Origin of the sequence: Serratia sp. L9 (genome assembly GCF_050632285.1) — a bacterium.
GTDB lineage: Bacteria > Pseudomonadota > Gammaproteobacteria > Enterobacterales > Enterobacteriaceae > Chania.
The window spans coordinates 2,612,608-2,630,013 of sequence record NZ_CP192591.1 but is presented as its reverse complement, the minus strand read 5'-3'; the positions used below and the strand labels follow the sequence as shown (position 1 = coordinate 2,630,013).

Annotated in this window: 8 protein-coding genes and 4 pseudogenes; 11 read left to right on the top strand and 1 reads right to left on the bottom strand. The window is 55.8% G+C overall.

The window, feature by feature from the left end; genetic code table 11:
- Positions 1-25: 25 nt before the first annotated feature.
- From ACQ86O_RS12420 to baeR, 6 genes and pseudogenes are all read left to right on the top strand, one after another.
- Positions 26-1,280 (top strand): annotated as a pseudogene (locus tag ACQ86O_RS12420) (MdtA/MuxA family multidrug efflux RND transporter periplasmic adaptor subunit).
- Positions 1,280-4,398, top strand: a pseudogene (locus tag ACQ86O_RS12415) (MdtB/MuxB family multidrug efflux RND transporter permease subunit). Before ACQ86O_RS12420 ends, ACQ86O_RS12415 begins: the two co-directional pseudogenes overlap by 1 nt.
- Positions 4,395-7,475, top strand: a complete 3,081-nt coding sequence (mdtC, locus tag ACQ86O_RS12410) for a multidrug efflux RND transporter permease subunit MdtC (RefSeq protein ID WP_431225457.1) — start codon at positions 4,395-4,397, stop codon at positions 7,473-7,475. The pseudogene ACQ86O_RS12415 and the gene mdtC overlap by 4 nt, the downstream one beginning before the upstream one ends.
- A 33-nt stretch (positions 7,476-7,508) precedes the next feature.
- Entirely contained in the window at positions 7,509-8,945 is a 1,437-nt protein-coding gene (locus tag ACQ86O_RS12405; protein ID WP_431225456.1) for an MFS transporter, read from the top strand.
- The gene (gene baeS, locus ACQ86O_RS12400) at positions 8,942-10,312 is read left to right on the top strand and encodes a two-component system sensor histidine kinase BaeS (protein ID WP_431225455.1); all 1,371 of its coding nucleotides are present in this window, start codon (positions 8,942-8,944) and stop codon (positions 10,310-10,312) included. The genes ACQ86O_RS12405 and baeS overlap by 4 nt, the downstream gene beginning before the upstream one ends.
- Before the next feature lie 12 nt (positions 10,313-10,324).
- A complete protein-coding gene (baeR, locus tag ACQ86O_RS12395; RefSeq protein ID WP_431225454.1) occupies positions 10,325-11,041 on the top strand; it encodes a two-component system response regulator BaeR in 717 nt (238 codons plus the stop codon).
- 117 nt (positions 11,042-11,158) lie between these two features.
- Here the strand turns inward: baeR and ACQ86O_RS12390 are convergent.
- Positions 11,159-11,256: pseudogene (locus ACQ86O_RS12390) on the bottom strand (antitoxin); the annotation flags it as partial.
- 193 nt (positions 11,257-11,449) lie between these two features.
- On the opposite strand from ACQ86O_RS12390, the gene ACQ86O_RS12385 reads away from it, so the two are divergent.
- The 5 genes and pseudogenes from ACQ86O_RS12385 (at position 11,450) to ACQ86O_RS12365 (ending at position 17,325) form a co-directional block, all read left to right on the top strand.
- Positions 11,450-11,788 carry a YegP family protein gene (locus ACQ86O_RS12385; RefSeq protein ID WP_431225453.1) on the top strand — a complete coding sequence of 113 codons (339 nt, stop codon included), beginning with the start codon at positions 11,450-11,452 and terminating at the stop codon, positions 11,786-11,788.
- 181 nt (positions 11,789-11,969) lie between these two features.
- A complete protein-coding gene (gene yegQ / locus ACQ86O_RS12380) occupies positions 11,970-13,322 on the top strand; it encodes a tRNA 5-hydroxyuridine modification protein YegQ (RefSeq protein ID WP_431225452.1) in 1,353 nt (450 codons plus the stop codon).
- A gap of 575 nt (positions 13,323-13,897) precedes the next feature.
- Positions 13,898-14,797, top strand: coding sequence for a lipid kinase YegS (yegS, locus tag ACQ86O_RS12375; RefSeq protein ID WP_431225451.1), 900 nt, complete (start codon positions 13,898-13,900; stop codon positions 14,795-14,797).
- Positions 14,798-15,083: 286 nt separating this feature from the next.
- Complete coding sequence (gene manD / locus ACQ86O_RS12370; protein ID WP_431225450.1) at positions 15,084-16,298, top strand: D-mannonate dehydratase ManD; 1,215 nt, start codon at positions 15,084-15,086, stop codon at positions 16,296-16,298.
- Positions 16,299-16,312: 14 nt separating this feature from the next.
- Positions 16,313-17,325 (top strand): annotated as a pseudogene (locus ACQ86O_RS12365) (Zn-dependent oxidoreductase).
- The last annotated feature ends 81 nt before the right edge of the window (positions 17,326-17,406 follow it).

Sequence of the window (17,406 nt, the reverse complement as noted above, 5' to 3'; positions counted from 1 at the left end):
GTCTCTGGAGAGAATGTTCAACGCCATGAATGCAAAACCCAAACGCCGTTCACTGATGCTGCGCCTGTTAACCGTGGCTGTCGTGATTATTGCCGCTGTCGCTATCTGGCGTCACTTCAGCGCCCCCTGCCACGGATGCTGCACCGGGTGCGCAACAGGCAGCTTCCGGCGGCGCAGGTGGTGCTGGGAGAGCCGGTGGCAGGCGTAATGCACCTATGTCACCCGTTCAGGCCGCAGCCGCTACGCAGCAGACCGTGCCGCGCTTTCTTTCGGGTTTAGGCACCGCAACTGCCGCCAATACCGTTACCGTCACCAGCCGTGTTGAAGGCCAACTGATGGCCATCCACTTTACCGAAGGCCAGCAGGTCAAGGCCGGAGACTTACTGGTTGAGATCGACCCACGCCCTTACGAAGTGCAATTGACACAGGCCTTGGGGCAACTGGCGAAAGATCAGGCCACCCTGGCCAATGCCAAACAGGATCTGGCACGCTACCAGCAACTGAGCAAAACCAATATGGTTTCACGCCAGGATCTGGACACCCAACTGTCTCTGGTACGTCAGACCGAGGGGGCGATCAAGGCCGATCAAGGCGCTGTCGACAGCGCTAAACTGCAAATCACCTACAGCAAAATCACCGCGCCTATTGATGGGCGTGTCGGTTTGAAACTGGTCGATGTGGGCAACTTCATTAGCAGCGGCAGCACGACTGGCATCGTGGTGATCACTCAGACACACCCTATTGATGTGGTTTTCACCCTGCCGGAAAACAACATTGGCGATCTGGTCAAAGCCCAGAAAGCCGGGCCGGTAGCGGTTGAAGCCTGGGATCGTACCAATCAGCAGCAACTGGCCAACGGCATGTTATTGAGCCTTGATAACCAGATTGATGCCGCCACCGGCACCATCAAACTCAAAGCCCGCTTCGAGAATCAGGACGACGCGCTGTTCCCGAACCAGTTCGTTAACGCCAGGCTGAAAGTGGATACCCTGCACGATGCGGTGGTGATCCCAACCGCTGCACTGCAAATGGGCAACGAAGGCCACTTCGTGTGGATCCTGAGTGAAGACAACAAAGTCAGTAAGCATCGGGTGACGGCGGGTATCCAGGACAGCAAGCAGGTGGTGATCAGCGCCGGGGTCAACGTGGGTGACCGCGTAGTGACCGACGGTATCGATCGCCTGACTGAAGGCATGCAGGTTGAGGTTGTGGCACCACAGACGGCTCAATCCACTGAAGCTCAACCCAAACGCCACGCCAAAGCTCAGGGGAAATCCTGATGCAGACTATGCCACCCAATCCCGGCGGCGGGCCTTCCCGCCTGTTCATTCTGCGCCCGGTGGCCACCACGTTGTTTATGCTGGCGATCCTGCTGGCGGGTATTATCGGTTACCGTTCGCTGCCGGTTGCGGCCCTGCCGGAGGTGGATTACCCCACTATTCAGATAGTCACACTCTATCCAGGCGCCAGCCCGGACGTGGTGACTTCGGCAATCACCGCACCGCTGGAGCGCCAGTTCGGGCAGATGTCTGGCCTCAAGCAGATGGCCTCACAAAGCTCCGGTGGCGCATCCGTTATCACGCTCCAGTTCCAGCTTGAACTGCCGCTGGACGTCGCCGAGCAGGAAGTGCAGGCGGCGATCAATGCCGCCACCAACCTGCTGCCCAGCGATCTGCCCTATCCACCGATTTACAGCAAAGTTAACCCGGCCGATCCGCCGATCCTGACGTTGGCGGTCACCTCAACCGCCATGCCGATGACCCAGGTAGAAGACATGGTGGAAACCCGGGTCGCCCAAAAATTTCGCAGGTGACCGGCGTAGGGCTAGTGACCCTTTCCGGTGGCCAGCGCCCGGCCGTGCGGGTGAAGCTGAATGCCGCCGCGGTCGCCGCCTATGGGCTGGACAGTGAAACCATTCGCACCGCGATCAGCAATGCTAACGTCAACTCGGCCAAAGGTAGCCTGGATGGCCCGACACGGTCAGTAACACTCTCCGCCAACGATCAGATGAAAAGCGCCGAAGATTACCGCCAACTGATTATTGCCTACCAGAACGGAGCGGCGATTCGCCTGCAGGATATTGCCACCGTCGAACAAGGGGCGGAAAACAATCGTCTGGCCGCCTGGGCCAATAAAGAACAGGCTATCGTGCTGAATATTCAGCGCCAGCCTGGCGTCAACGTAATCACCACCGCCGACAGTATTCGTGAAATGCTGCCGGAGCTTATCAAGAGCCTGCCCAAGTCCGTGGATGTGAAGGTACTGACTGACCGCACCACCACCATTCGCGCTTCGGTCAGCGACGTGCAGTTTGAGCTGTTGCTGGCGATTGCCCTGGTCATCATGGTGATTTATGTCTTCTTGCGTAACGTCCCCGCCACCATTATCCCGAGCGTCGCGGTACCGCTTTCGCTGGTGGGCACCTTTGCCGCCATGTATTTCCTTAATTTTTCGATCAACAACCTGACGTTGATGGCGCTGACCATCGCCACCGGTTTTGTGGTGGATGACGCGATCGTGGTGATCGAAAACATCTCGCGCTATATCGAAAAAGGCGAGAAACCGCTCGATGCCGCTCTGAAAGGCGCTGGTGAGATCGGCTTTACCATTATCTCACTGACTTTCTCACTGGTGGCAGTCCTGATCCCGCTGCTGTTTATGGGGGATATCGTTGGCCGTCTGTTCCGTGAGTTTGCCGTAACGCTGGCGGTTGCGATTCTGATATCCGCGCTGGTGTCGCTGACGCTGACGCCGATGATGTGCGCGCGCATGCTCAGCCACGAATCATTGCGCAGACAAAACCGTTTCTCCCGCGCCTCTGAGCGGTTCTTTGACCGGGTGATCGCGCAATATGGCGTCTGGCTGAAAGTGGTTCTGAACCACCCGTGGCTCACGCTGAGCGTAGCGTTAAGTACCCTGGTATTGACCGTGCTGCTGTATCTGCTGATGCCAAAAGGCTTCTTCCCGGTACAGGATAACGGCATCATTCAGGGGACGTTGGAAGCGCCACAAAGTGTCTCCTTCAGCAATATGGCCGAACGCCAACAACAGGTTGCGGCGCAAATCCTCAAGGACCCGGCGGTTGAAAGCCTGACCTCGTTTGTCGGGGTGGATGGCAGCAACGCCACGCTTAACAGCGGGCGCCTGCAAATCAACCTTAAACCGTTGAGCGAACGTAGCGATCGCATCCCGGCGATCATTACCCGCCTGCAACAAGAGACCGCGCAATTCCCCGGCGTGAAACTGTATCTGCAACCGGTACAGGATTTGACTATCGACACCCAGGTCAGCCGCACCCAATATCAATTTACCTTGCAGGCCATGTCGCTGGATGAACTTAGCCTGTGGGTGCCACAATTGATGGCAGCATTAAAACAGACCCCGCAACTGACCGAAGTCACCAGCAACTGGCAGGATCAGGGCCTGGTTGCCTATGTGAATGTGGACAGAGATTCGGCCTCACGCCTTGGCATCACCATGAGCGCTATCGACAGTGCGCTCTATAACGCCTTTGGCCAGCGCCTGATCTCCACCATTTATACCCAGGCCAACCAGTATCGGGTGGTGCTTGAGCACGATGTCACCAGCACGCCCGGGCTTGCCGCTTTAAACGATATCCGCCTGACCAGCAGCAATGGCACCATCGTGCCGCTGAGCACCGTGGCAAAAATAGAGGAGCGTTTCGGCCCGCTGTCGATCAACCATCTCGACCAATTCCCGTCGGCTACCGTATCGTTTAACGTGGCGGGCAATTACTCGCTGGGTGAAGCGGTAGAGGCCATTACCCAGGCCGAGAAAAACCTCGACATGCCCAAAGACATCACCACGCAGTTCCAGGGGGCAACGCTGGCATTCCAGGCCGCACTCGGCAGCACTCTGTGGCTGATCCTGGCGGCTATCGTAGCGATGTATATCGTGCTGGGCGTGCTTTATGAGAGCTTTATACACCCGGTAACTATCCTCTCGACCCTGCCAACAGCCGGGGTTGGTGCATTGCTGGCGCTGATGGTGACCGGGCATGAGCTGGATGTGATTGCCATTATCGGCATTATTCTGCTGATCGGCATCGTGAAGAAGAACGCCATCATGATGATTGACTTTGCTCTGGCCGCCGAACGTGAACAGGGGATGACGCCGTACGATGCCATCTATCAGGCCTGCCTGCTGCGTTTTCGCCCGATCCTGATGACGACATTGGCGGCACTGTTGGGCGCATTACCGCTGATGCTGAGCACCGGCGTTGGGGCAGAATTGCGCCGCCCGCTGGGTGTTTGCATGGTCGGTGGCCTGGTGATGAGCCAAATCCTGACGCTGTTCACCACGCCGGTAATTTACCTGCTGTTTGATAAACTGGCGCGCAACACACATCGCCAGCCAGAACCGCAGGAGCTGCCGTGAAATTCTTCGCCCTGTTTATCCATCGGCCGGTCGCTACGACGCTGTTAACCTTGGCTATCGCCATTGCCGGGGTCATTGGATTCAAGCTGCTACCGGTTTCGCCGTTGCCGCAGGTGGATTTCCCCGTCATTCTGGTCAGCGCTTCGCTGCCGGGTGCCGATCCGGAGACCATGGCTTCTTCGGTGGCAACCCCACTGGAGCGTGCGCTGGGCCGTGTCGCCGGGGTCAATGAAATGACCTCAACCAGCTCACTTGGCAGCACGCGAGTCATTTTACAATTCGATCTTGATCGCGATATCAACGGGGCCGCCCGTGACGTGCAGGCGGCAATAAATGCCGCGCAAAGCTTGTTGCCAACCGGTATGCCAAGCCGACCAACCTATCGCAAAATCAACCCGTCCGATGCGCCGATCATGATCCTGACGCTGACATCAGAGACCTACAATCAGGGCGAGCTTTATGACTTCGCCTCGACACAGTTGGCGCAGAAGATTGCCCAGACCGAAGGGGTTGGTGATGTGTCGGTCGGCGGGAGCTCCCTGCCTGCGGTGCGTGTGGAGCTCAACCCCGGTGCCCTGTTCAACCAGGGAGTCTCACTGGATGCGGTGCGCCAAACTATCGCCAATGCCAACGTGCGCCGCCCGCAAGGTGCGGTGGATGACCAGCAGCAACGCTGGCAAGTGCAAGCTAACGATGAGTTAAAAACCGCCGCGGCCTATCAGCCGCTAGTGGTTCATTACCATAACGGCGCGGCGGTACGCCTGAGCGATGTGGCCAACGTTATCGACTCGGTGCAGGACGTGCGCAACGCCGGGATGACCGACGCCAAGCCAGCGATCATTCTGACCGTCAGTCGGGCGCCGGGCGCTAACATCATTGAAACCGTGGACCGCATCCGGGCTGAACTCCCCGATCTGCGGGAAAATATCCCGGCCTCAATCGAGCTGAAAATAGCCCAGGATCGCTCGCCGACCATTCGCGCATCACTGGCCGAGGTAGAACAATCCTTGGTAATCGCCATCGGGTTGGTGATCCTGGTGGTGTTTATTTTCCTGCGCTCTGGCCGGGCCACGCTGATCCCGGCAGTGGCGGTGCCGGTATCCCTGATAGGTTCCTTTGCCGCCATGTACCTGTGCGGTTTCAGCTTGAATAACCTGTCGCTGATGGCACTGACTATCGCCACCGGCTTTGTGGTGGATGACGCCATCGTGGTATTGGAGAACATTTCCCGCCACGTGGAGGCGGGAATGAAACCTATCAACGCCGCGCTGCAAGGGGTGCGGGAAGTCGGCTTCACCGTGCTTTCCATGAGCGTGTCGCTGGTGGCAGTGTTTATCCCACTGCTGTTTATGGCAGGCTTGCCGGGCAGGCTGTTTCGCGAGTTCGCCGTCACGCTTTCGGTGTCTATCGGGCTTTCGCTGCTGATCTCACTGACGCTGACGCCAATGATGTGCGCCTATCTGCTCCGCTATCAACCCGCCCGCGAACAGCGGCGTGCCCGGAGTTTTGGCCGTGTGCTGATTGCCGTTCAACGGGGCTATGGCCGCTCGCTCAACTGGGTATTAGGCCATTCGCGCTGGGTGCTGGCGGTGTTTCTGGCCACCATCGCCCTCAACGTCTGGCTATATATCAGCATCCCGAAAACCTTCTTCCCAGAGCAGGATACCGGCCGCCTGATGGGCTTTATCCAGGCTGATCAGAGTATTTCGTTTCAGGCAATGCGCGGTAAGCTGCAAGAATTTATGAAGATCGTGCGGGAAGACAAAGACGTGGATAACGTCACCGGCTTCACTGGCGGTTCACGCACCAACAGCGGCTCGATGTTTATCTCTCTCAAACCACTTTCGCAACGCACCGACGACGCCCAGAAGGTGATCGCCCGCCTGCGAACCAAACTGGCGAAAGAGCCGGGAGCCAGCCTGTTCCTGATGGCGGTGCAGGATATCCGCGTCGGCGGGCGGCAGTCTAACGCCAGCTATCAGTACACGCTGTTGGCGGATGACCTCGGCGCACTGCGTGAATGGGAGCCGAAGATCCGCCCAGCGCTAGCCGCCTTGCCGGAACTGGCCGACGTTAACTCCGATCAGCAGGACAAAGGCTCGGAGATGGACCTGACTTACGATCGTGAAACCATGGCGCGGCTGGGCATTTCCGTGACCGATGCCAACAACCTGCTTAATAACGCCTTCGGCCAGCGCCAGATCTCCACCATCTACCAACCGTTGAACCAGTATAAAGTGGTGATGGAAGTCGCTCCGCCCTACACCCAGGACGTAAGTTCGCTGGATAAAATGTTTGTAATCAACAGCAGCGGCGAGGCGATCCCGCTGTCTTACTTTGCCCGTTGGCGGCCTGCCAATGCGCCGCTGGCGGTGAACCATCAGGGGTTGTCGGCAGCCTCAACCATCTCGTTCAACCTGCCGGACGGGGGCAATCTGTCCGCAGCGACTGCGGCTATCGAGCGCACCATGACGCAACTTGGCGTTCCTTCCACCGTGCGAGGCTCCTTTGCCGGTACCGCGCAGGTGTTCCAGGAAACCCTGAAATCACAGCTGTTTCTGATCGCCGCCGCCATCGCTACGGTATATATCGTATTGGGCATATTGTATGAGAGCTATATCCATCCGTTAACCATCCTGTCCACGCTGCCTTCTGCCGGTGTGGGCGCGCTGTTGGCGCTGGAACTGTTCAACGCCCCGTTCAGCCTGATTGCGCTAATCGGTATTATGCTGTTGATCGGGATAGTCAAAAAGAACGCCATTATGATGGTCGACTTTGCTCTGGACGCACAGCGCAACGGCGGGGTTAGCGCCCGTGATGCAATCTTCCAGGCCAGTCTGCTGCGTTTTCGTCCAATCATGATGACCACCCTGGCAGCCCTGTTTGGCGCACTGCCGCTGGTTCTGGCTAGCGGCGACGGCGCAGAACTGCGGCAACCTCTGGGGATCACCATCGCTGGCGGGCTGATCATGAGCCAGTTGCTGACGCTGTATACCACCCCGGTGATCTATCTGTATTTCGATCGGTTACAGATGAAATTCCGCCGCGGTAAGCAACTGTCACCGCTGCCTCACTGAAGAATGGACATTTGAAAGACGACGAGTATTAAGATGATTGGCAAACCAACCCAAACCGCTTCGGTGCGATGGCAACTGTGGATTGTGGCTTTCGGCTTCTTTATGCAGACGCTGGATACCACTATCGTCAATACCGCGCTGCCATCGATGGCGGCCAGCCTGGGGGAAAATCCGTTGCATATGCAATCGGTGATTGTTTCCTATGTGCTGACGGTGGCGGTGATGCTGCCTGCCAGCGGTTGGTTGGCGGATCGGGTGGGGGTCAAGTGGGTATTCTTCAGCGCCATAGTGTTGTTCACTCTCGGTTCGATCCTTTGTGCTCGCTCACAAACCCTGAATGAACTGGTGGCCTCCCGGGTGATACAAGGCATTGGTGGGGCTATGATGGTGCCGGTGGGCCGGTTGACGGTAATGAAAATCGTCCCGCGTGAGCAGTATATGGCGGCCATGACCTTCGTTACCCTTCCCGGCCAGATTGGCCCGCTGATGGGGCCTGCGCTGGGGGGCTTTCTGGTGCAATACGCCAGTTGGCACTGGATCTTCCTGATCAATATCCCCGTCGGCATCGCCGGGGCGATTGCCACATTGCTGCTGATGCCGAATTACCGTATGAGAACCCGGCGCTTCGATACCGGTGGTTTTATCATGCTGGCGATCGGCATGGCGACGCTGACGCTGGCCTTGGACGGCCACAAAGGCATGGGGCTTTCCACTGCCACCATCGCCGGTTTGGTCGCTATGGGCTGTGCGGCGCTGTTTGGTTACTGGTGGCATGCGAATGGAAATCACCGGGCGCTGTTTTCACTGCGCCTGTTTAAAACACCAACCTACCGGGTTGGCCTGATTGGCAGCCTGTTCGGACGCATCGGCAGCGGAATGCTGCCCTTTATGACCCCGTTATTTTTGCAGGTAGGCATGGGGTTCTCACCGTTCCACGCCGGGCTGATGATGATCCCGATGATCATCGGCAGCATGGGCATGAAACGAATTGTGGTCCAGGTGGTTAACCGGTTTGGTTATCGCAACGTGCTGGTTGCCGCCACGCTGATGTTGGGGCTGATCACCCTGACCTTCCCCGTGGTAGCGATGCTGGGCTGGGTTTATCTGCTACCGGTAGTGTTATTCTTCCAGGGGATGGTTAACGCCCTGCGCTTCTCGGCCATGAATACCCTGACGCTGAAAGACCTGCCCGATCGGCTGGCCAGCAGCGGCAACAGTTTATTGTCGATGGTAATGCAGCTTTCCATGAGCCTTGGCGTCAGTATTGCCGGGATCCTGATCGGCAGTTTCGCCCACCATCAAGTGGTAGCCGACAGCCCAGCCATCCACAGCGCCTTTGTCTATAGCTACGGCTGTATGGCGCTGATTATTGCCTTGCCTGCGCTGGCCTTCGCCCGGGTACCGGCCGATACCACCCCTAACCGTATGCTGACAAAAGAGCCGGGCACCGGCTCAACGAGGACACAATGAGAATTGGTATTACCGGCAAGCTGTTTATGGCGATCTTCGCCACCTGCATGCTGGTGTTGATCACCATGCATTGGGGTGTGCGTATCAGCTTCGAACGCGGTTTTATCGACTATATCAAGCACAGTAATGAGCAACGTATCAGTATGCTGAGCGGTGCGTTGGAAGATCAGTACCGCCGCCACGGCAACTGGGCATTTCTGCGCAATAACGATCAGGTGGTATATCAGATCATGCGCTCGTTTGAACAAAACAGCGACAGCAGCCACAACCTGCCCCCCAAAGGTTGGCGCACCCAATTCTGGGTGGTGGACAGCCAGTTTAACCGGCTGGTGGGCCACGCAGGCCCGGTGCCGAAGGAGAGCACCCGCCAGCCGATCCATTACAACAATCAAATTGTCGGCTGGGTGTTCGCCACGCCGCCAGAGAAACTGACGCGCAACGCCGATATCAACTTCGATCGCCAACAGCGGCGCACCAGTTGGATGATCGTGGCGCTGTCCACGCTACTGGCAGCGGCGGTCACCTGGCTGATGTCTCGCGGCCTGCTGGCCCCGGTTAAACGTCTGGTCGCCGGGACACACCGGTTGGCGGCGGGTGATTTCAGCGCACGCGTGTCGGTGAGCAGCCAGGACGAACTCGGCCGGTTGGCACAGGATTTCAACCAGCTTGCCACCTCGCTGGAAAAAAATGAGCAAATGCGGCGGGCCTTAATGGCGGATGTTTCACATGAACTGCGCACGCCGCTAGCCGTGCTGCGCGGTGAGCTGGAAGCCTTGCAGGATGGGGTTCGCCAACCCACACCGGCCTCCCTCAGTTCGTTGCAGGCTGAGGTTTCCACCCTCACCAAACTGGTGGACGATCTGCACCAGCTCTCGCTGTCCGATCTGGGCGCTCTCGCCTACCGCAAATTGCCGGTCGATGCTGTGCATCTGGTGCAAATCGCCGTGGCCGCCTTCCGTGAGCGTTTTCATGCCAAACAGCTGGACATTGTCACTTATCTGCCAGAGCAAATGCCGCTGTTTGGCGATCCCGATCGCCTCAATCAGTTGTTCAACAACCTGTTGGAGAACAGCCTGCGCTATACCGATCCGGGCGGTAAACTGGAGATAGGTATTGAACGCCTGCCGGGGAAGGTGCGGATTTATTGGCAGGACAGCGCCCCCGGGGTTAACGATGAGCAACTGGCTCGTATCTTCGAGCGATTTTACCGCACCGAAGGTTCGCGTAACCGCGCCAGCGGCGGCTCCGGCCTGGGGCTGTCTATCTGCCACAATATTGTGGAAGCGCACGGCGGCAAGATATACGCACAGCACTCGCCTTTCGGTGGTGTGCGCATTACAGTAGACTTCCCCAACACTGGTGAATAACAAGGTTTCTTGATGGAAAATCCAAATCAGCCACTGCAAATCATGATTGTGGAAGATGAGCCCAAACTGGGTCAATTGCTGGTGGATTATCTGCAGGCTGCTGGCTACGCCACTCGTTGGCTGACCAACGGCAATGACGTGGTCCCCGCAGTACACGAACATCCGCCTGCACTTATCCTGCTGGATTTAATGCTGCCGGGTAGCGATGGATTAACCGTTTGCCGTGAACTGCGCCGTTTTACTGACGTCCCGGTAATGATGGTGACCGCAAAAATTGAAGAGATCGACCGCCTGCTGGGGCTGGAGATCGGGGCTGATGATTATATCTGCAAACCCTACAGCCCACGCGAAGTGGTAGCCAGGGTGAAAACCATTCTGCGCCGTTGCTACCGGCCTCTTGAGCAGGGCGATGATGAAGCGTTGCTGCATATCGATGAACCCCGCTTTCAGGCCAGTTACCAGGGCCATGTGCTGGACTTGACCCCGGCAGAGTTTCGCCTGCTGAAAACCCTGGCCTGCCAACCGGGCAACGTATTCTCACGTGAACAGCTGTTGAATAACCTGTATGACGATTACCGCGTGGTGACCGATCGCACCATCGACAGCCATATCAAAAACCTGCGCCGCAAGCTGGAACTGATCGACGGGGACAAGGCGTTTATCCGCTCGGTCTACGGCGTAGGTTACCGCTGGGAAGCCGAACAGTGCCGGTTGATCAATGGGCTGTGATCATTACTGAGCCCAGTCTTCTAGCTCTGATGCTGAAATCATGTTGCACGCCCGAACGTCGGTCACTATGTCGCGCCGCAGCTCACTGCGTGCGCGGTAAGGCCCTGTTTACCATCCTCGGCGAATATAGACCCGGTCCGTATCGAATTCGAATTCCACGGGCAGTCTCACCGCCTGATTCCTTCCCTTTTAAAAAGCTTCGCAATTCTTTCCATATGGCACCCCGCAAATTGGCATCAGCCAAAGCCTGTGCCAGCTATGCGAATGGTCACGTAATGGTGAAAACCATCAGCACAAAAAGCCACCTATTTCTGTGCGCCACGAGGTATTACTTGATTGAAGGGAACCGCTATTTTTACAGCATTGGCTACACTTACTTCACTTATTGTCACCAACAGGAGAAGGACAATGGCAAACGGCCACTATGAGCTAACTAAATCGAGTAACGGGCAATATCACTTCAATCTGAAGGCCAGCAACGGGGAAATTATTCTTTCCAGCGAGATGTATGCCAGCAAGGCGTCAGCAGAAAACGGTATTGCCTCTGTACAGAGCAATTCGCCCCATGAGGGGCAATATGAAGTTAAAGTCAGCAGCAACAACAAACCCTATTTCGTGCTGAAGGCCAAAAACCACCAGGTGATTGGCACCAGCCAAATGTACAGTTCAGAAAGCGCGGCAAAAAGCGGTATTCAGTCGGTGGTTAAAAATGGCCCCACCACCGATATCCGCGATTTGAGTGTCTGAATTTCGCTTACCCCATGCGCGGTACAGGTTACCGCGCGTTTTCTCTCTTGATAAAAATCAGTCTCTCCCTGAATAATTGTGGTTTATTGCTGATTTCTTGCCGAGCTACCGCTACAATCCCCCGCTTTCATTGTGCCATTGGGTGGCGCAATGCTGACCTGAAATCAGACCGAGAATCATTATGTTTACACCAGAACTCCTTTCCCCGGCGGGAACGCTAAAGAATATGCGTTACGCTTTCGCCTATGGCGCCGATGCGGTATACGCTGGCCAGCCCCGTTACAGCCTGCGGGTGCGTAACAACGAATTTAACCACGAGAACCTGGCTCAAGGGATTAACGAAGCCCATGCGCTGGGTAAAAGATTCTACGTGGTGGTTAACATTGCCCCACACAATGCCAAACTGAAAACCTTCCTGCGTGACCTGAAACCGGTGATCGACATGGGCCCGGATGCGCTGATCATGTCCGACCCGGGGTTGATCATGATGGTGCGCGAAGCGTTCCCGCAGATGGATATCCATCTTTCGGTGCAGGCCAATGCGGTTAACTGGGCGACGGTGAAATTCTGGCAGCAAATGGGGCTGACGCGGGTGATCCTTTCACGCGAGCTGTCCTTGGACGAGATTGCCGAGATCCGCAGCCAGGTGCCTGAAATGGAACTGGAAATTTTCGTCCATGGCGCGCTGTGCATGGCTTACTCTGGTCGTTGCCTGCTGTCTGGCTATATCAACAAGCGCGACCCTAACCAGGGTACCTGCACCAACGCCTGTCGCTGGGAGTACAAAGCGGAAGAAGGCAAAGAAGACGATACCGGCAGCATCGTGCATAAGCATGAGCCGATTGCGGTACAAAACATTGAGCCAACCCTGGGCATTGGCGCACCTACCGATAAGGTGTTTATGCTCTCCGAAGCACAGAAACCTGGCGAGTATATGAGTGCGTTTGAAGATGAACACGGCACCTATATCATGAACTCCAAAGATTTGCGGGCCATCCAGCATGTTGAGCGTCTCACCCAGTTAGGCGTACATTCGCTGAAAATCGAAGGCCGCACCAAATCGTTCTACTATTGTGCCCGTACCGCACAGGTTTATCGCCGCGCCATTGACGATGCCGTTGCCGGTAAGCCGTTTGATCCTACCCTGCTCACCACGCTCGAAGGCCTGGCGCACCGTGGCTATACCGAAGGTTTCCTGCGCCGCCATACCCATGATGCCCACCAGAATTACGATTACGGCTCTTCAATCTCTGAACGCCAGCAATTTGTTGGTGAATTCACTGGTGTACGCCGTAACGGTTGGGCAGAAGTGGATGTGAAAAACAAATTCCTGCTTGGCGACAGCGTGGAAATGATGACGCCAGCGGGCAACGTGTTGTTTACTCTGGAAAGCCTGCAAAACAGGAAAGGCGAAGCGATCGACGTCGCGCCGGGCAACGGCCATATCGTTTATTTGCCGATCCCGGAAGATGTAGACCTCACTTACGCGTTACTGATCCGTAATTTGCCGGAAGCAAATAACCACGCCAGCTAAATTTTTATCGCCACCGAAGCAGGTGGCTATTTTTCGCAAATATTAGAAATAGATCACATCAATTACTCTATAGCTTGGTTATTATCAAGCTGCTTAAAACTAACAACGAAAATATTTGCATAGCAATACTAGGAACCACCTCCTTAGCCAGCCCAATCTCCCTTGGGTTGGCCTTTTCTTTTATATTCCCTACACTTTTTTATCAACCGAGCAGCCAGCGCATTTAATGAGATATTTCTTGGTTTATTCGAGATACTCATTATCCGCTATTCTCCCAAGATATAAATTATCCTGTACTAATTAATCATTTCGTTAATACGAACGCTTATCTATTGCAGGGGAAATATCTCTCTTTTCGCTCAATGCACTTAAATAAATACGCGTATTTACCGCAAAAGAGATAAGTTGAATATTCTGATAGCTCGCCGCTGGCTTGTGGTTTATCGTTGATACCTTTCATGTTTCAAGCGATGGCAGCATTGGTGATATGCGCCCGTTAGCAGACCGGCAATTCTCCACACTGTCGCCTGAAATTCATGAGCACCACACACCCTTTGTCACCCGAGGTATCAGGAATGAGTCAATACGCACCAACGCTGCTTATCATCAACGGCAAAAGTGCCGGTAACGAGGACGTCCGTGCTGCGGTGAAAATGTTGCGGGAAGAAGGCCTGATCCTGCACGTCCGCGTCACCTGGGAGCAAGGTGACGCCGCCCGCTATGTGGCAGAGGCCAGTCAGTTACAGGTAAAAACCGTGGTCGCAGGCGGGGGTGATGGCACCATCAACGAAGTCGCCGCTGCGCTGGCGCAACTTCCTGCAGGTCAACGGCCCACCCTGGGTATTCTGCCGCTGGGTACCGCTAACGATTTTGCCACCGCCTGTTCAATTCCGTTACAACCGGAGCTCGCCTTGCAGTTGGCAATTAAAGGCCGGGCGGTGCCCATCGATTTGGCCAAAGTGAACGACGAACGCTATTTCATCAATATGGCCACCGGGGGTTTTGGTACCCGCATCACCACCGAAACCCCAGAGAAACTGAAGGCTGCCTTAGGGGGCGTATCCTATTTTATCCATGGTCTGTTGCGTCTGGATGCGTTAAAGGCCGACAGCTGTGAGATCCGTGGGCCCGATTTTCATTGGGCTGGGGAAGCGTTGGTGATCGGCATAGGCAACGGCAAACAGGCCGGTGGCGGGCAACAGCTATGCCCGAGTGCATTGATCAACGATGGCGTGCTGCAAGTGCGCCTGCTGACCGCCGAAGAGCTGTTGCCCGCGCTGGTCAGCATCCTGTTTAGCGGCGAAGAGAACAACAATGTGGTTGAAGCCTCGTTGCCGTGGCTGGAGATCACCGCACCGCATGAAATCACCTTCAACCTGGATGGCGAGCCGCTGAAAGGCAAGAGCTTCCGCATCGAAGTGCTGCCAAACGCTATTGAGTGCCGCTTACCGCCGAATTGCGATCTGCTGGGGTAACGTGACGCCATTGCGCCTTCCTTAAGGTCACACTTAAGGAAGGCCCCCTCCACATGTTCCAAGTCACAATAAGTCTGCTCTTCCCCGCATAGCCGCCTACCCGCTGGCGGTGTAGAAAGCCACTCAATCCCACCGCTTTCCCTCTCTTGACCGTAAAACAGCGTGCCTCCATTCCGGTTAAAAATGTGATCTCCATTGGCAATTCCCACAAATCATACTTGTATGGTAGTTAGCTCACGAGTATTTTTTGCCCATACGTTATCAGCAAGAGCAGGATGTAGATGCCATGAAAATTGTTAAAGCCGATGTGTTCGTCACTTGCCCGGGAAGAAACTTCGTTACCTTGAAGATCACCACCGACAGCGGGCTTACCGGCATCGGGGATGCCACTCTCAATGGCCGCGAACTGCCGGTGGCTTCCTATTTGAAAGATCACGTCTGCCCACAATTGATAGGTCGCGATGCCCACCAGATCGAGGATATCTGGCAGTTCTTCTACAAAGGGGCTTACTGGCGCCGTGGCCCTGTGACCATGTCGGCCATCTCCGCCGTGGATATGGCGCTGTGGGATATCAAAGCCAAAACCGCCAATATGCCGTTGTATCAACTGTTGGGTGGGGCTTCACGGACCGGCGTTATGGTTTACTGCCACACCACCGGCCATTCAATAGATGAAGTGCTGGATGATTACGCCAGGCACCAGGAAATGGGGTTCAAGGCGATCCGCGTGCAATGCGGCGTGCCAGGCATGAAAACCACCTACGGCATGGCCAAGGGCAAAGGGTTAGCCTATGAACCCGCCACTAAAGGTATTTGGCCAGAAGAACAGCTATGGTCAACGGAGAAATACCTCGATTTCACGCCAAAGCTGTTTGAAGCCGTGCGAGAAAGATTCGGCTTTGATGAACATCTGCTGCATGACATGCACCACCGCCTGACGCCGATCGAGGCCGCGCGCTTTGGCAAAAGCATCGAACAATACCGCCTGTTCTGGATGGAAGACCCAACCCCGGCAGAAAACCAGGAGTGCTTCCGCCTGATCCGTCAGCATACCGTCACCCCGATTGCGGTGGGCGAGGTGTTCAACAGTATCTGGGATTGCAAGCAACTGATTGAAGAACAACTGATCGATTATATCCGCACCACCCTCACACACGCTGGGGGCATCACCGGGATGCGCCGCATCGCCGATTTCGCCTCACTGTATCAGGTCCGTACCGGTTCACACGGCCCTTCCGATCTTTCACCAATCTGCATGGCAGCCGCATTGCACTTTGACCTGTGGGTACCCAACTTCGGCGTTCAGGAATATATGGGTTACTCCGAACAGATGTTGGAAGTGTTCCCACACAACTGGACTTTCGATAATGGCTTTATGCATCCAGGGGAAAAACCAGGTTTGGGTATTGAGTTCGATGAAAAGCTGGCCGCCAAATATCCGTACGAGCCAGCTCACCTGCCGGTAGCACGCCTGGAAGATGGCACCCTGTGGAACTGGTAAAACGAGGAATATCCATGAAAAGCATTACTGTTCAACAGCCTGGCAATTTGGTGATTGAAGATCGTCCGTTGCCGCCCCCTTGCCCGGTGAAGTCCGTATTCGCGTAGCCCGCGCCGGGATCTGCGGTTCCGATATTCATATTTATCGCGGCCATAACCCCTTCGCCAGATACCCACGGGTGATCGGCCATGAGTTCTTTGGCCATATTGATGCGTTGGGCGAAGGCGTAGACGCTGCACGCCTTGGTGAGCGCGTGGTGGGCGACCCGGTGGTCAGTTGCGGCCATTGCTATCCTTGTTCGGTGGGCAGACCCAACGTCTGTTCTGAACTGCAGGTTATTGGCGTACATCGTGACGGGGGGTTCAGTGAATATGTCACGCTACCGGCCCAAAATGCCCACCGGGTACCGGACAGCATCCCGGACGACCAGGCGACGATGGTCGAACCCTTTACCATTGCCGCCAACATCTGCAGCCAGATGCAGCCTGGCCCACGGGATACCGCGTTGGTGTATGGCGCCGGGCCGATGGGCCTGACGTCGATTCAGGCACTGCGCGGCGTTTACGATGTTAAAGAAATTATCGTGGTAGATCGTATCGAGGAACGCCTGGCGATGGCCACCGCCAACGGCGCCGACAGGACAATCAACAACAGCCACCTCGATTTGGCCAGTGAGCTGAACACGCTTGGCATCCGACCCACCTTAATCATCGATGCAGCCTGCCACCCGGCTATCCTGCCGGAAGCGATCGGCCTGGCTTCCCCGGCGGCGCGTATTGGCATTATGGGTTTCTCTGCCGACCCCTGCGTAATCAGCCAGCAAGGCATTACCAGCAAAGAAATCACTATTTACAGCTCGCGATTGAACAGTAATCGCTTCCCCCAGGTGATTGCCTGGATGACCGAACAGAAGATCCAGCCGGAGAAACTGATCACACATCAATTTGCCTATACCCAGGTGCTGGAAGCCATGGAGATCTTCGAAAAAGACCAAAAACAGTGCTGTAAGGTTCTGTTGAAATTCTGACCGCCTCCCCTCAGGCAAAAGCCTGAAGGGGGCTTCTGAACCCCATCTTTGCTGTACTTACAACAACAATTTGCAGAGAGC

Bases quoted from the DNA above. Each gene is read 5' to 3' on its own strand.
- manD (WP_431225450.1), top strand. From the start codon at position 15,084: ATGAAAATTGTTAAAGCCGATGTGTTCGTCACTTGCCCGGGAAGAAAC.
- yegQ (WP_431225452.1), top strand. From the start codon at position 11,970: ATGTTTACACCAGAACTCCTTTCCCCGGCGGGAACGCTAAAGAATATG.
- yegS (WP_431225451.1), top strand. From the start codon at position 13,898: ATGAGTCAATACGCACCAACGCTGCTTATCATCAACGGCAAAAGTGCC.
- baeR (WP_431225454.1), top strand. From the start codon at position 10,325: ATGGAAAATCCAAATCAGCCACTGCAAATCATGATTGTGGAAGATGAG.
- baeS (WP_431225455.1), top strand. From the start codon at position 8,942: ATGAGAATTGGTATTACCGGCAAGCTGTTTATGGCGATCTTCGCCACC.
- ACQ86O_RS12385 (WP_431225453.1), top strand. From the start codon at position 11,450: ATGGCAAACGGCCACTATGAGCTAACTAAATCGAGTAACGGGCAATAT.
- ACQ86O_RS12405 (WP_431225456.1), top strand. From the start codon at position 7,509: ATGATTGGCAAACCAACCCAAACCGCTTCGGTGCGATGGCAACTGTGG.